At 58.9% G+C, this 13,798-nt stretch carries 15 protein-coding genes; 10 read left to right on the top strand and 5 right to left on the bottom strand.

What is annotated here, in order from left to right; translation table 11 throughout:
* The first annotated feature begins 499 nt into the window (after window positions 1–499).
* The 4 genes from ACR0NF_RS08930 to ACR0NF_RS08915 all read left to right on the top strand — a co-directional run bounded on the left by ACR0NF_RS08930 (window position 500) and on the right by ACR0NF_RS08915 (window position 4,393).
* Window positions 500–1,249, top strand: coding sequence for a 5-oxoprolinase subunit B family protein (locus tag ACR0NF_RS08930; protein WP_480778109.1), 750 nt, complete (start codon window positions 500–502; stop codon window positions 1,247–1,249).
* Entirely contained in the window at window positions 1,246–2,241 is a 996-nt protein-coding gene (locus ACR0NF_RS08925; RefSeq protein ID WP_480778108.1) for a 5-oxoprolinase subunit C family protein, read from the top strand. Before ACR0NF_RS08930 ends, ACR0NF_RS08925 begins: the two co-directional genes overlap by 4 nt.
* 12 nt (window positions 2,242–2,253) lie before the next feature.
* Complete coding sequence (locus ACR0NF_RS08920) at window positions 2,254–3,015, top strand: LamB/YcsF family protein (RefSeq protein WP_480778107.1); 762 nt, start codon at window positions 2,254–2,256, stop codon at window positions 3,013–3,015.
* A 130-nt stretch (window positions 3,016–3,145) separates the two neighbouring features.
* Window positions 3,146–4,393: a hypothetical protein gene (locus tag ACR0NF_RS08915; protein ID WP_480778106.1), complete on the top strand. Its 1,248-nt coding sequence runs from the start codon at window positions 3,146–3,148 to the stop codon at window positions 4,391–4,393.
* Window positions 4,394–4,461: 68 nt separating this feature from the next.
* On the opposite strand, the gene ACR0NF_RS08910 is transcribed toward ACR0NF_RS08915, so the two are convergent.
* Both ACR0NF_RS08910 and ACR0NF_RS08905 read right to left on the bottom strand, forming a co-directional pair.
* Complete coding sequence (locus tag ACR0NF_RS08910) at window positions 4,462–5,865, bottom strand: D-alanyl-D-alanine carboxypeptidase family protein (protein WP_480778105.1); 1,404 nt, start codon at window positions 5,863–5,865, stop codon at window positions 4,462–4,464.
* 251 nt (window positions 5,866–6,116) lie between these two features.
* Window positions 6,117–6,818, bottom strand: coding sequence for an HAD family hydrolase (locus ACR0NF_RS08905; RefSeq protein ID WP_480667312.1), 702 nt, complete (start codon window positions 6,816–6,818; stop codon window positions 6,117–6,119).
* 94 nt (window positions 6,819–6,912) lie between these two features.
* Between ACR0NF_RS08905 and clpS the strand changes: the two genes are divergently transcribed.
* Genes clpS through hemF form a run of 4 tightly spaced genes read left to right on the top strand, consistent with a single transcriptional unit; the run spans window position 6,913 to window position 9,973 of the window.
* On the top strand, window positions 6,913–7,254 hold the full coding sequence (clpS, locus tag ACR0NF_RS08900) for an ATP-dependent Clp protease adapter ClpS (protein WP_480470794.1): 342 nt from the start codon (window positions 6,913–6,915) through the stop codon (window positions 7,252–7,254).
* A gap of 28 nt (window positions 7,255–7,282) precedes the next feature.
* Window positions 7,283–8,245 (top strand): class I SAM-dependent methyltransferase, encoded by a 963-nt coding sequence (locus tag ACR0NF_RS08895; RefSeq protein ID WP_480470795.1) that lies wholly within the window; start codon window positions 7,283–7,285, stop codon window positions 8,243–8,245.
* Window positions 8,246–8,282: 37 nt separating this feature from the next.
* The gene (locus ACR0NF_RS08890) at window positions 8,283–9,083 is read left to right on the top strand and encodes an SDR family NAD(P)-dependent oxidoreductase (RefSeq protein WP_480470796.1); all 801 of its coding nucleotides are present in this window, start codon (window positions 8,283–8,285) and stop codon (window positions 9,081–9,083) included.
* 5 nt (window positions 9,084–9,088) lie between these two features.
* Window positions 9,089–9,973 carry an oxygen-dependent coproporphyrinogen oxidase gene (hemF, locus tag ACR0NF_RS08885; protein WP_480778104.1) on the top strand — a complete coding sequence of 295 codons (885 nt, stop codon included), beginning with the start codon at window positions 9,089–9,091 and terminating at the stop codon, window positions 9,971–9,973.
* 3 nt (window positions 9,974–9,976) lie between these two features.
* On the opposite strand, the gene ACR0NF_RS08880 is transcribed toward hemF, so the two are convergent.
* Entirely contained in the window at window positions 9,977–10,384 is a 408-nt protein-coding gene (locus ACR0NF_RS08880) for a hypothetical protein (protein ID WP_480659396.1), read from the bottom strand.
* Window positions 10,385–10,575: 191 nt separating this feature from the next.
* Here ACR0NF_RS08880 and ACR0NF_RS08875 point away from each other — a divergent pair, with 191 nt between their 5' ends.
* Window positions 10,576–11,088, top strand: a complete 513-nt coding sequence (locus ACR0NF_RS08875) for a toxin-activating lysine-acyltransferase (protein ID WP_480659395.1) — start codon at window positions 10,576–10,578, stop codon at window positions 11,086–11,088.
* A gap of 3 nt (window positions 11,089–11,091) precedes the next feature.
* Entirely contained in the window at window positions 11,092–12,012 is a 921-nt protein-coding gene (locus ACR0NF_RS08870) for a Hint domain-containing protein (protein ID WP_480659393.1), read from the top strand.
* Here ACR0NF_RS08870 and modC read toward each other — a convergent pair.
* Together modC and modB are read right to left on the bottom strand one after the other, a co-directional pair.
* Complete coding sequence (gene modC, locus ACR0NF_RS08865; protein ID WP_480778103.1) at window positions 12,009–13,106, bottom strand: molybdenum ABC transporter ATP-binding protein; 1,098 nt, start codon at window positions 13,104–13,106, stop codon at window positions 12,009–12,011. The genes ACR0NF_RS08870 and modC overlap by 4 nt on opposite strands.
* Entirely contained in the window at window positions 13,103–13,795 is a 693-nt protein-coding gene (gene modB / locus ACR0NF_RS08860) for a molybdate ABC transporter permease subunit (RefSeq protein WP_480667308.1), read from the bottom strand. The genes modC and modB overlap by 4 nt, the downstream gene beginning before the upstream one ends.
* Window positions 13,796–13,798: the final 3 nt, after the last annotated feature.

The raw sequence follows: 13,798 nt of genomic DNA, 5'->3' as shown, positions 1-13,798 counted from the left end.
AAATCCAAACCTCAGATGCCCCCAGTCTCTCCCGAGCGTCCAACCGTCTCTCCGGCCCGTCTCCGCCGTTCCCAGCGTCCCAACAACCACCTCAGCAGCGCCGGTGAAGGGCGTTCTATGCCTTACGCATTCAACGCGCAAGTGGAAAATTCAAGAAACTCGCAAAAAACTGCAAAATCATGTTTTACACAATTATATCAAATGTTTGACGAGACGCAGTTGCGAAGAAGCTTGCCGAAATCGACCACTCAGGCGTCTGGCCGTCCCGCTCGACGTTCGGAGCCTGTCTGCTCGACCCCTATATATAGTGAGAACTTCCAAACTCGCCACAAGACTGATCCGACTCGATTGCGAAAACCGATTCATTTTCAAGTTCAGAATCGCTACCCCAATCGGTTCAGTTCGGCGCGACACCCGCCAGCCTTGCAAGGCCTTGCGCATTCTCTGCGGATAGGCTCAGGTCTCCTCAACGCACAAACTATAAATCCGCGAACGTGACATGACACCTGACCCTCGATTCCCCTTGATGCGAACCGTCGGATTTGACGGGCTGCTGGTGACATTTGCTGAAACCATGTCTGAGCCGTCAAACCGCGCTGCCTTAGCGTTCCGAGGGGCTGTTGAGATGTTACAGCTAGACAGTGTGCTTGAAACCTCGGCCTCGCTGGCATCTGCCTACGTGCGGTTCAACCCATCACAGGTGTCGCATCAAGATATCGAAGCCCAGCTGCACGCTCTATTGGATAGTCGCGACTGGTATCACGCGCCGCTGCCAACCGGGCGACGGTTCTGGAAAGTGCCGACGGTCTACGGCACCGATCTTGCGCCACAGTTGGTAGACGCGGCGGCGGCGGCAGGACTGGATCCGGCAGAAGCGATCAAACGACTCAGCGAGACGCGCGTGCGGGTTCTGACAATTGGGTTTGCACCGGGGCAGCCGTATCTCGGCCCGTTGGGACCGGAGTTCAACATTCCGCGTCTGAAGGAGTTAACGCCAATGGTGCCCGAAGGAGCGCTGGTTCTGGCGATTTCGCAATTTGTGTTGTTCTCGGGGCCCACGCCCACCGGATGGCGCCATGTCGGACAGACCGCATTCAGGTGCTTTCGCCCTGACATGGAGCAGAGCTTTGCGCTCAACCCCGGTGATGAGATGCAATTCGTCTCGGTCTCGCGCGATGACTTGGAGAATATCCGGGCGACATGCACCGACGGGACAGGCGGCGCAACCTGCGAGGAGATCACGGTATGAGTCTGATCGTTCATCGCATTGGTCCCGCCTGTACCATTCAGGATCAAGGGCGTACCGGATATCTGGATCAGGGTCTGTCGCGCTCGGGTGCGGCGGATGTATCGGCGTTGTACGAAGGGGCTGCTCTATTGGGACAGAACCCTGCCTGTGCCGCTCTGGAAATGGCGGGGATGGGCGGTGAGTTCGAAGCGACTGCGTCCACCGCCATCGCCCTGACCGGAGCGCCGATGCAAGCCAGCATTGGTGGCAGCCCGGTTGCGTGGAATGCATCTCATCAGATGGAGGCCGGACAGCGGTTGGTGATCGGGTCGGTGCTGCAAGGTAGTTATGGGTACCTGCATCTGGGTGGTGGAATTGAAGCCGACGTCATGTTGGGATCTCGTTCGGCCCATCTGACCGCCAGAATCGGGCGTGCCGTTCAGGTGGGAGATCACCTGCCTGCAGCCGGAACGGGCAAAACAGGCCTGAAACTGCGCTTGGATGATCGCTTCTCTGGCGGGGTCTTGCGGGTGATCGCCAGCTTTCAAACCGCGCTGTTTGATGACGAGACACTGGAGCGGTTCACGCAAACGATATTTCAACGGGGCGCACGGGCCAACCGCATGGGCATGCAATTGGACAGCGATGGTGACGGGTTCGCAGCCAGGGGTCAGCTGAACATCCTGTCCGAGGTCATCACCCCCGGCGACATCCAGATGACGGGCACTGGCGCGCCCTTTATCCTGCTGCCCGAATGTCAGACCACCGGAGGTTATCCGCGCATCGCAACCGTCTTGCCCTGTGATCTGCCCCGCGCGGCACAAACCCCGGCGCACGATCAAATTCAGTTCGAATTCATATCGCTGGAACAGGCCTCAGCACTGCAAGCCGCTTTCGAGGCTGACCTTGCGCGCTTGCCTGGTCGTGTTGAACCTCTGGTCCGCGATCCACACGACATTCCGGACCTTTTGTCCTACCAATTGATCAGCGGAATGGTCTCCGCCACTGACTAGGGAGTTATCGCGATGCCGAGCGTCGATCTGAATGCCGATATGGGGGAAAGTTTTGGCCCATGGAACATGGGCAATGATGAAAACCTTCTGAGGATCATCACTTCGGCCAATATCGCTTGTGGTTTTCACGCCGGAGATCCGGATGTGATGGCCAAGACCATGGCTCTGGCAGCCGAAAACGGCGTTGGCATCGGCGCGCACCCCGGCTTTCCTGATTTGCAGGGGTTCGGGCGGCGGAACATGAAAGTGCCCCACGAAAGCTTGCGAAATCTGGTGCGCTATCAGTTGGGATCGGCCGTTGGCATGGCCAAGGCGGTCGGCACCGAAGTGCGGCATCTTAAATTGCACGGGGCGCTGGCCAATATGTGCTCGGTCGATATCGATATGGCACGGGCCTGTTATCAGGGCGCGCTGGATGTGGATCCGGACATCATCATCATGGTGCTGGCAGTCACCAAACAGGAAGAAGCCGTACGTGGGCTGGGCTGTAAGTGGGTCGGCGAAATCTTCGCCGACCGTGCATACAATGACGATGGCACGCTGGTGGATCGGTCTCTGCCGGGAGCGGTTATTCATGACCCCGCACTGGCCGGGCCGCGTATTCTGAACATGGTGAAAGAGGGCGCGATCATCACCGAATCCGGTAAGCGGCTTGAGACTTCAATCGATACGATCTGCCTGCATGGGGACGGTCCGACGGCGGTTCAGATCGCGCAGTCGGTGCGTGAGAACTTGATCGAGGGCGGTGTCGAGGTCACGAAATTCATGCCTTAGTCATCTTTGCGTCAGGTTCAAACCCCAAGTGCAGACTGTTGCCCGTGCAGGCCTAAGCGCCTAGCATGAACGGCAAGTGTATGTTCCGACTGCCACAAATTTGCACGAGACCGCACAGGGAGGTGCGCCAATGTCTTTTGATCTGATGTCTTATGAACCCCGGGGCGACAAGAAGAACTCGGACTTCTTCACCGAATATCTGCCAAAGATTTACGAGCGCCGCGTCAGCTCGGGAATTTCAGATCAGGTTGACGCAATGCGTGCGATTGTCATTCAGGTTGAACCCGATGCGTTGTTCGACACTTTGATCGAGCTTTATGTAATGACCCCATATCGCCATACGGCCAGCTATCTGGGTCAGACACACAAGTTCTCAGTGATGCATTCGCACTCCGATTATCCTGCGCTGATCCTAATGGCCCCACTCAGCCCGGCGTTCGAGGATTTCATTCCCCGTATCAATCGCATGTATCCTCTGGCACGCGGCACTCCGCAAACACGCTATGTCGGCGAAATCTACGGGGCCACCGATCTGAAAGCGCTGACCGGAACGCTTGAGGATCAGAATATTCGGTTCGAGTATTCTGGCGACACCGAGAACCCGTTCTACACGCTGGACGGGTTCCGTTTCACAACCCCTTCAGATTTCACCTGTAATCGGGTGGGATACTCGACGCTGGATTTCAACGACACCGACAGTCTGGGATTGGGCGATCGGGTGCTGCTGAGCGATGCAGAACAGGCGCGGCTGGATCAGGCCGCAGCATTTGGCACAGACAGCAAGATCGCGCCGCTGATGCTGGGCATCGACCACCTCGCCACCCGCGTTCTGGCGGGCGAGCGTGAGGACGCGATCCTCGAATTTCTGACCATGGTCCCCTATTACTTCTGGGGGGCGTACAACATATTCGACATGAACTCGTCGACCAATGTGAACCGCAATGCCAATGTGGATGACGACAAGAAATCCCCCGCAAAGGTGTTCACGGCCAATAACACGCCTTCCTTCGTGAATTCCTTCGCCAAGCTGCCCATGCCGACCGAGGATTTCGTGCGCAACTTCGGACGGCGCCTGCACCATATGGCGGTCGAAATCCAGGACGGCGATCATGGCGCGGGCGAAAAGAATGTCGACTTCGTGGTCAACACACTCAAAGACAAAGGCGTGCCGTTTCTGGCCCATGTGGTGGGCGAGTGCAAAGACGACCCGAACCTGAAGCAGATTTTCTCGAAACACTCCAAGAACACGCTGCTGATTACCGAATATATCGAACGCTGCCATCACTATGACGGGTTCTTTACCAAAGATAATGTGGCCGCGCTGACAGCCGCTGCGGGTCAGGACGAACAATACCAGCACGGCCACGTATTCGACTGACGAGGTAACAAAAAAGGGCTGCGAAGTGATCGCAGCCCAGGCCCATCCAGGAGAGAATATGCCGGGTCTTATGACGGCCCGATCATGAAACAAGTGACATTTCGTGCTTGCAACCGGCGGCAGGCCAAATCTGCCTGTTCGCGGGTCATGCCCTGAAATGTAGCATCAAAACCGCGCGAACTCTGGTTCACCTTGCGCAGCGTGCCTTCCAGGGTGGTCATTTCCGACAGGGCAGTTTTCAACAGAACCTTCTCGGCCTCATACCGGGTTGTATAGCGGCCCACGTTGACACCCCAAAGATGCCCGCCTGAGGTCGACAGGCGCGTTACAACCTCCTGTTCGGGCTCTGGCTGTTTCGCGGGCGCAGCAGAGGCAAGCACCACATCGTCAGGACGCGCTTCGGGGCGTGTTGTTGCCTCAGATGGTGCAACATCTGCCTGCGCAATGGCTGCGGCAATACCATCCTGAATCCGCGTGCGGTTCTTCTCGGCGGTCTCGGCCACCGAGCCTGCCACCTGCACGGCTGCAACCGGACGCAGCACCGGGCGCAGGCTGGTCTTGGGTGCACCGGCCGCAGCAACCTGAACCGCCCCTACCCCTGCATTCCCAGCATAGGCCGGGCGTGCAGGCTTGCGGATTGGCGCACGCGAGGGGGCACGGCGGAAACCCATATCCAACAGTTCGGCCACACGGGCGTTACGCGATGCACCCGATTTGCCACCAAAGACAGTGGCGATGATACGTTCATCCTTGCGCTTGGCCGAGGCGACCAGATTGAAACCAGCCGCGCGGGTATAGCCGGTCTTGATTCCGTCCGCGCCTTTGTAAGCCGCCAGCAAGCGGCGGTTGGTATTCGGAACGGTTTTGATCCCGGCATTTGTCGATTGGCGCGAGAACAGATTGTAGTATTGCGGATAATCATACAGCAGATGCCGTCCCAGCGTGGTCATGTCGCGCGCGGTCGACAAATGCCCCGACTCGGTCAGGCCATGGGCATTCTTGAAGGTCGTCCGGCTCATTCCCATCGCTTTGGCGGTGCGGGTCATGCGGCGCGCAAAGGCCGCCTCGGACCCGCTGAGCGTGATGCCGATTGCGGTCGCGGCGTCGTTGGCCGATTTCACCGCTGCCGCACGGATCAGATAGCGGAAGGCAATCTTCTGCCCCGACCGAAGCCCCAGCTTGGAAGGTGGCTCTGCCGCTGCCGCCTTGGTGATGCGTACCTGAGTGTCCAGTGTGATCTCACCGTTTCGGACCGCCTCGAACGCGATATACAGCGTCATCATCTTGGTCAGCGATGCCGGATGCAGCCGCGTGTCGGCATTGCGCGAATGCAGCACCTCACCCGTGCGCGCGTCAATGACCATTGCCGCGTAAGGGGCCGCAAGGCCCTGGAGTGGCGCAAAAGAAAGCAGCCACAGGAATGCTATAAGGAATAAGCCCGTTCGGGCCGGAACTGTCCGCCGAATCTGCACGATCTTTGCCTCTGTCTGCCTCGCACCGCCGGGTTTTCCCGGTCGGCAATTCTTTTCTTTATATCTCGCAGGCTAACACAGAGACTGATTTAAAGAAACCGAAAGCTCGGGGCGCAGCGATCACAATCCCGGAAGTCGCAACGCCATATCTTGTGGAACTCGTCGCTCTATCTACCAAACCGGCGATTGCGCCAGAAATCGGGCAGAGCGTCGATACAATTTTCCGGCAACTGAGGCGAAACGGCAACAGGTCAGGAAATCCGCGCAACCAGCGCCGCAAGATCGCCCAAATCGCGCAATTCACAGAATCGAGGGCTGGCGGCCGGCACCTCTGCCTGCTCGATTTCCCAGACCAGCCCATGCGGCACATACACGCCCCAACAACCGGCCTGAATCGAAGCCACCACATCGGACCGCATCGAGTTGCCCACCATCATCGCCGCCTCGGGGCCATCGCCATGCTGGGTAAAGATTGACGCATAGGTCGCTGCCGTTTTCTCGGACACAATTTCAACTCCGTCAAACAGCTCACCCAGACCGGATTGCGCCAGCTTGCGCTCCTGATCGATCAAATCTCCTTTCGTGATCAGCAGGACCCTGTGCGTCTCAGCCACCGCCTCGATGGCCTCGCGGGCATGGGGCAGCAATTCGATGGGATGGGCCAGCATCTCTTGGCCAGCTTCGATCAATTGGCGGATTACCCCAGCCGGAACCCGGTCTTCGGTCACTTCAATCGCGGTTTCGATCATCGAAAGGATGAAGCCCTTGATGCCATAGCCATAGTGCCGGATATTACGCTTTTCAGCGGCCAGCAGACGCTCCATCAGATGATCGCGTTCTGCATGATCTGCCAGCAGCTCGGCGAAGTATGCCTGCGTTAATTGAAAAAACCGTTCGTTATGCCAGAGCGTATCATCGGCATCGAACCCGATTGTGGTCAGCTTGTCCTGCATAGCGATTCCGACTCGTAGCTCTTTTCTCTGGCAATGGTGACGTTATATAAGCCCTGAAACAAACCGAAGCGTGAATCGGGATTCTCTTACAGCAATGCGCCAAGACCAGTGGATCATGTCCGACAAGGATGACGAGAGCGACGAAACGTCGGTCCTGGTGCAGACGCGTCCCAAGACCAAGCGTCCGCCTCTGTATAAGGTTTTGTTGCTGAATGACGATTACACACCGATGGAGTTTGTCGTTCATGTGCTGGAGCGGTTCTTCGGCATGACTCACGCTCAGGCGTTCGAGATCATGTTGACCGTGCACAAGAAAGGTGTTGCGGTGGTTGGCGTGTTCAGCCATGAGATCGCCGAGACCAAAGTGGGTCAGGTGATGGACTTTGCCCGCCGGCACCAGCACCCTCTGCAATGCACCATGGAACGCGAAGAATAACGCGCGTCCGCAGCCGGGTTTGCCCATCATGTCCCCTCGTCTCGATCTAGCCCTGAACAGCGGGCTCAGCCTGTCGCAGCCGCTGACTGTTCTGGCCCCGGCCACCGACCAAGATTTGACGGATCTGGCGCATGAGACGCAGGTGGTGCAGCCGTTCAAACCCTTTCACGATCACTTTGCCGCCCAAGGCTTTGCAGCCACACCCGAAAGCGATGCGCCCTGTCAGGATGCCATCGTCTTTCTGCCTCGCGCCAAAGCGCTGGCCCGTGCGTTGGTCCATCAGGCCTGCAGCCGCGCCAGCGGCGTGGTGGTGGTAGACGGGGCCAAAACCAATGGCGTGGACAGCCTGTTGAAAGACATCCGCAAGCGCGTTGCGGTCGAAGGGCCGATCTCGAAGGCGCATGGCAAGATTTTCTGGTTTCAGTCCAATGCGGATGCGTTTGCCGACTGGGCCGCGCCCGAGGGCCAGATGGTCGACGGCTTCCAGACAGCACCCGGCGTGTTTTCCGCTGACGGTATCGACCCTGCCTCTGCGCTGCTGCTGAAATCTCTACCGGCGAAACGCGGTGCGCGCATCGCTGATCTGGGCGCGGGCTGGGGCTTTCTGTCCGCCAACCTGATCGACGATACGCTGCATAGCCTACATCTGGTTGAGGCCGATCACACCGCCCTCACCTGCGCCCGTTCCAATGTGCCGGACCCACGCGCGCAGTTTCATTGGGCCGACGCCACCACTTGGACTGCGCCCGAGCCGCTGGATATGGTGGTCATGAACCCGCCCTTTCATACCTCGCGCAGTGCCGATCCGGCCCTGGGTCAGGGCTTTATCGCCAGTGCAGCGCGCAATCTGACACGAAATGGCAACCTGTGGATGGTCGCCAATCGCCACCTTCCTTACGAAGCCACACTGACCGAGGCCTTCGCGCAGGTCGAAGAAATCGCAGGAGACAACCGGTTCAAGGTGTTCCATGCCTCTCGCCCTCGCAGGTAGGGCCCGTTAACCTGCGCCAGAACTCAGGAGGATTCGCATGTCCTTTTCCATCGCGGGCAAAACCGCAATCGTCACAGGCGGTGCAAACGGCATCGGGCTGGCCATCGGACGGCACTTTGCCGATGCGGGAGCCAATGTCATGTTCGCAGATATGGACGAAAAACGCCTGTCCGAAGAGCTGGGCGAACAGGCCGATGACAGTAACATCCGTTACTTCGCCGGAGACCTGCGCGAGAAGCTGACCATCGCCAATCTTCTTTCAGCCACACTGGATGCGTTCGATCAGGTCGATATCCTGATCAACGGCGCACGGCAGGTGATCCCGTCGGACCCGCTGGACAGTGATGACGACTCGGTGCGCATCTTGCTGAATCAGAACCTGATGCCCGCGTTGCGGCTGAGCCAACTGGTCGCCAAGCGCTTTATCAAACAAGCCGATGGCGATGATGAGAACCCCGCCGGATCGATCATCAATCTGTCCTCGATTGCTGCACGCCGCACGCACCCGGACCTGATGGCCTATTCCGTCTCGACGGCCGCCTTGGATCAGATGACGCGTTCGCTGGCCGTGGCGCTTGCGCCGAGCCGCATCCGGGTGAACTCGATCGCGCTTGGATCAGTGATGAGTGCCTCGTTGCAGTCCACGCTGAAAGAAAACCGCGACTTCCGTGTCGATATCGAAAAACACACGCCGCTCGCCCGGATCGCCGCCCCGAACGAGTTGGTCGAAACCGCGCAATTCCTGGCCTCGGACGCTGCTGGCTTCATGACCGGACAAATCCTCACCATTGACGGAGGCCGCACGCTGCTGGACCCCGTCGCAGCCCCGGCCCATTGATCCTGATGTTTGACACTGAAAAAGCCACCGCCTCTGCCTGGTTCCGCCAGTTGCGGGATGAGATCGTCACCGCGTTTGAGGCGCTGGAAGACAGCCACGACACCGGTCCTTTCTCGCAGGCCGAACCGGGCCGGTTCGAGGTGAAAGAGACGCAACGCCAGTCCGACGATGGCTCGGACGCAGGCGGAGGTCTGATGTCTGTGATGCGCGGCGGCCGCGTATTCGAAAAAGTAGGCGTCAATGTATCAACCGTTTATGGCACGCTAGGCGAACGTGCGCAGAACGCCATGGCCGCGCGCAAAGGCATTCCGGGTATGAAGGACGACCCGCGGTTCTGGGCCTCGGGCATTAGTCTGGTGGCGCATATGCAGAACCCGCATGTGCCTGCCGTCCACATGAACACGCGGATGTTCTGGACCCCACACGCCTGGTGGTTCGGCGGCGGGTCCGATCTGAACCCCTGCATCGAATACGATGAGGACACCGCCCATTTCCACGCCACCCAGAAGGCCCACCTGGACCCGCACGGGCCAGGGCATTACCCGCGCCTCAAGGACTGGGCCGACGAATATTTCTATATTCCGCACCGCAAGCGTGCGCGGGGCGTCGGCGGTATCTTCATGGATGACTACTGCACCGGCGACTGGCAGGCTGATTTTGCCCTGACGCAAGATATAGGCCGGGCTTTCCTGCCCGCCTTTCTGCCACTGGTCCAAAAACGCCGGGTGCAGAGCTTTGACGACGCCGATAAGGACGCACAATTGGTGCATCGTGGGCTCTATGCCGAATACAATCTGGTCTATGACCGGGGCACCAAGTTTGGCTTGGAGACCGGGCACGATCCGGATGCAGTCCTGATGAGCTTGCCGCCGCTGGCAAAATGGGTCTGATGGCTAAAAGCCCATATCTATGAAGTTGTCCCAGCAATACCCCTGCGCCGAGGCAGCCGTCATGCTGGCACCCACAGTTTTTACGGTTACGGAATAGGTTGAGACGTTCTCGGCCCCTTCAGGTGGCGTAAGCGAGAATTGCACGGTGCGAACGCCCCTCTCATAAGGCTTTGAGATATAGATGCGTTGGTTGGACGGCGTCCGCAATGTGCGGATCGCATAATCTCCGATCCCGCACCAATAGGCGACGGGCGCTGAAGATCCGATGGCAGCGACCTCAAAGGTACCGTCCTGCAGCGGTGTCACTGTTGTCCGAAACGCGGGCCGGACGCCGAAACCAACGCCGACGGCTTGCGCAACAACTGGCATCAGAACAATTGTCATCACGCAGGTGAGTTTCAGAAAACGCATAGTGAATACCCTTTTCCCTAGCCTGGCCCGCAGCAGCAGAGCATGAATTCAAATAGAAATACATCAGAACAATATAATTGACTCGACCAAGACGTCCATTTCGGTTTCATCTCTGCCGCCCGCCATGAAAATCCTTTCATTGAATATGATGCACGCTATGATCTCGTGTATACGCATTTGCAGGATGGTCAGTGCAGAAACCGTTCCCAAAAGACTGGTTTGATCTTTCGCCCGAAAAATATGCCGATTTCGGCGCGTTGTTCTATCTGGCAGCGCTGACGAAAACACACCGCAACCGTAGCTTGGCGCAGGTTCTGCACGCCTTTGAAACACCCCTCAGGCTGGAGCAGTATCACATCTTCCGTCAAAATGGCTTCCCGCGCGGCTTCGTGACCTTTGCGGGGCTCAGTCCCGAAGCCGAATATCGCTATGCGGTGCGGGAAGAACCTCTGACCGATACCGATTTCACCAGCGGACCATCCTTCTGGATCGTCGATATGGTTGCGCCATTCGGGCAAACGCGCCAGATGGTTAGCATGTTGAAGCGTGAAATCCCCCATCCGCGCGTGCGCACCAACCGCCTCAGCAGTGATATGTCGACCAAACGCATCGTAGAATGGACCCGCGACGCGCAGCACCAGGTGCATATGCGGCTCTACCGTACAACCGAATTTGCAAGTCTGCTGGAACAAGAGAACGGGTAGGCCATGACATCGAACGTAACGATCAGCGGCACCATCACTGGCGACGTAACCGGCTTTCCTCCCAACGTGGCTTCTGGCGATCTCGACGTAACAGCAACGTCGGATTTCGGCACCTTCACCGAGGCCAGTTGGGCGATCTCTGACCCACCGGATTTTGGCACCGCTTCAATCGATCCAGACACTGGTGAGTGGACCTACACCGTCGATCCCACCTTCTTCGACAGTCTTGATGATGGTGACATCGTGCCAGATTCATTCGAGGTCACGGTGACGGCGACCTTCGACAACGGGCTCTTTACCTTCACCGGCACACAAACCCAGATCGTTGACATCACGATCGAGGGTGTCTGCTTCACCTCCGGAACCCTGATCGAGACCGCAAAAGGCGCACGTGCCATCGAAACCTTGCGCGTGGATGATGAAGTCACCACGCTTGATCACGGATTGCAGCCGATACGCTGGATCGAAAGCAGCGCTCTGACACCTGAGCGGCTGCGTGCTAACCCGGCCATGCGGCCCGTGCGCGTGGCTGCGGGAAGTCTTGGCCCCGGCACCCCGGCGCGGGACCTGTTGGTATCGCAGCAGCATCGCATTCTACTTCGCGGACCTAAGGTTGAATTGTTGTTCGGGACGCCCGAGGTCTTGATCGCGGCCAAACACTTGTGCGCGTGGCCCGGTATCGAGATCGATACCAGCGGCACGCCCGTCGAGTATCTGCACATCCTTCTGGACCGGCACGAAATTCTTGTCGCCGAAGGCGCTTATGCCGAAAGCCTGTATCTGGGTGAGGAAAGCCTTCACACCCTGTCGTCTGAGGCGCTGCAAGAGCTATCGGAGATCTTCCCGGGCGACGCCGGTGCCCAAGGGTTCGGGCGTGCCGCTCGACGTATACTGCGAGAGCATGAGGTTCGGGCGTTGAGTTAACGCAGCTCCACCCGACCGCCAACATCCTGCGGTGCCAGCGCGACAGTTTTGATCACTGCATGGCACACGCTACCAACTTGCAGGCCCAGAGCCGCGACAGAGCGTCGGGTCACCCGCGCCAGAACCACCCCGGCGGGAGTGTTCACCGATACGATGGCCCCCGGCCCCTCGCCCGCGCGGATCGCTTCGATCTGGCCGGACAGTATGTTCAGTGCCGACAGCCCCTCGGGCGGTTTGTTTGACAATATCACTTCCTGCGCAGGAATACGGATACGCAATTCCTCTCCGATCTTATGAGAAATGCGGGGCAGGAACAGGCGCGCACCGCCCGCATCCAATTCGGAGAGGCCATCGTCGTGATGCGCCGCAACGCGGACCTGTAACACCGCGCCCACCGCTCGGACCCCGGCAGGGGCAACCGACGGATCGGCCAAAACCTCGGACGCCGGACCATGGCGCACAGCACGCCCATCCTGTAGCGCCACCACAGATGTCGCCAGCCGTGCGACCTCGGCCGCTGAATGGGTCACATAAAGGATCGGGACCGAGACCTTGTCCCTCAGCCTTTCAAAATAGGGCAGGATTTCAGCCTTGCGTGCATCATCCAATGCCGCCAGCGGTTCATCGGCCAGGATCAAGCGCGGACTGGCGAGCAGCGCCCGCCCAATGGCAACGCGCTGTTTCTCGCCCCCCGACAGCATCGCGGGGCGGCGGTTCAGCAGATGGCCAATGCCCAACATCTCAATCACGCGATCCGGGTTTTCGCGCTGTGCCCCACGTGGGGCGAACCAGCGGCCATAGCTCAGGTTCTGGCGCACGGTCAGATGCGGAAACAGGCGGCCTTCCTGAAAGATATAACCCAGACGCCGCCGATGCGGCGGCAACCAGACGTCACGATCCGTATCAAACAATACCCAATCATCCACCGCAACGCGTCCCGCTTCGGGGCGCAGCAATCCAGCCACCGCGTTCACGACCGTGGTCTTGCCCGAGCCCGACCGACCAAACAGGACCGTAACGCCAGCAGGCGCGTCGAATTCCAGGTCCAGTGCGATCCCTGGCAGTTGATGTTTCAGACGGACGGACAACCTCATGATCCGGCCACCCGTTGGGCCACACGACGGCCCACATATTCCGATAGCAGAAGTGCACCCATTGCGATGATGATTGAGATGATGACCAACCGCGTCGCCGCCGCCTCGCCCCCCGGCACCTGCAAGAACGCATAGACGGCCGACGGCAGCGTCTGCGTCTGACCGGGGATATTGGAGACAAATGTGATCGTAGCCCCGAACTCTCCCATCGCCTTGGCAAACGCCAGAATCGCGCCCGCAATGACACCGGGCAAGATCATCGGCAGCGTCACAGTACCGAAAACCATCAGTCGCGAGGCCCCGAGCGTGGCTCCGGCCTGTTCGAGTTTCGGGTCCACCGCCTCAATCGACAGACGGATCGCACGCACCATCAGTGGAAAGGCCATTATCCCGGCGGCCAGCGCTGCCCCGGTCCAGCGGAAAGCAAAGACAATGCCAATCTCGGACAGCGGTTTGCCCAACGGCCCCTGAATACCAAAGGTCAACAGCAACAGATATCCGGTTACAACCGGCGGCAGGATCAAAGGCAGATGCACCAAACCATTCAGCACTTGCCGCCCCGGGAAACGCCAGCGCGCCAGCGCATAGGCTACGAAGATCCCAAAAGGCAGCGTGATCAGTGTCGCCCAGAACGAGACACGCAACGACAGGCGCAACGCCTCCATCTCCGCCGGACCCAGCCAGCCCATTCC

The organism is Ruegeria sp. CF4 (assembly GCF_056537345.1).
Note: the sequence above shows the minus strand (reverse complement) of the source record. Positions and strands in the feature narration are given on the sequence as shown.

Coding starts and splice junctions, on each gene's coding strand:
- ACR0NF_RS08930 (WP_480778109.1), top strand. CDS start 500: ATGACACCTGACCCTCGATTCCCCTTGATGCGAACCGTCGGATTTGAC.
- ACR0NF_RS08925 (WP_480778108.1), top strand. CDS start 1,246: ATGAGTCTGATCGTTCATCGCATTGGTCCCGCCTGTACCATTCAGGAT.
- ACR0NF_RS08920 (WP_480778107.1), top strand. CDS start 2,254: ATGCCGAGCGTCGATCTGAATGCCGATATGGGGGAAAGTTTTGGCCCA.
- ACR0NF_RS08915 (WP_480778106.1), top strand. CDS start 3,146: ATGTCTTTTGATCTGATGTCTTATGAACCCCGGGGCGACAAGAAGAAC.
- ACR0NF_RS08905 (WP_480667312.1), bottom strand. CDS start 6,818: ATGCAGGACAAGCTGACCACAATCGGGTTCGATGCCGATGATACGCTC.
- clpS (WP_480470794.1), top strand. CDS start 6,913: ATGCGCCAAGACCAGTGGATCATGTCCGACAAGGATGACGAGAGCGAC.
- ACR0NF_RS08895 (WP_480470795.1), top strand. CDS start 7,283: ATGTCCCCTCGTCTCGATCTAGCCCTGAACAGCGGGCTCAGCCTGTCG.
- ACR0NF_RS08890 (WP_480470796.1), top strand. CDS start 8,283: ATGTCCTTTTCCATCGCGGGCAAAACCGCAATCGTCACAGGCGGTGCA.
- hemF (WP_480778104.1), top strand. CDS start 9,089: ATGTTTGACACTGAAAAAGCCACCGCCTCTGCCTGGTTCCGCCAGTTG.
- ACR0NF_RS08880 (WP_480659396.1), bottom strand. CDS start 10,384: ATGCGTTTTCTGAAACTCACCTGCGTGATGACAATTGTTCTGATGCCA.
- ACR0NF_RS08870 (WP_480659393.1), top strand. CDS start 11,092: ATGACATCGAACGTAACGATCAGCGGCACCATCACTGGCGACGTAACC.
- modC (WP_480778103.1), bottom strand. CDS start 13,106: ATGAGGTTGTCCGTCCGTCTGAAACATCAACTGCCAGGGATCGCACTG.
- modB (WP_480667308.1), bottom strand. CDS start 13,795: ATGGGCTGGCTGGGTCCGGCGGAGATGGAGGCGTTGCGCCTGTCGTTG.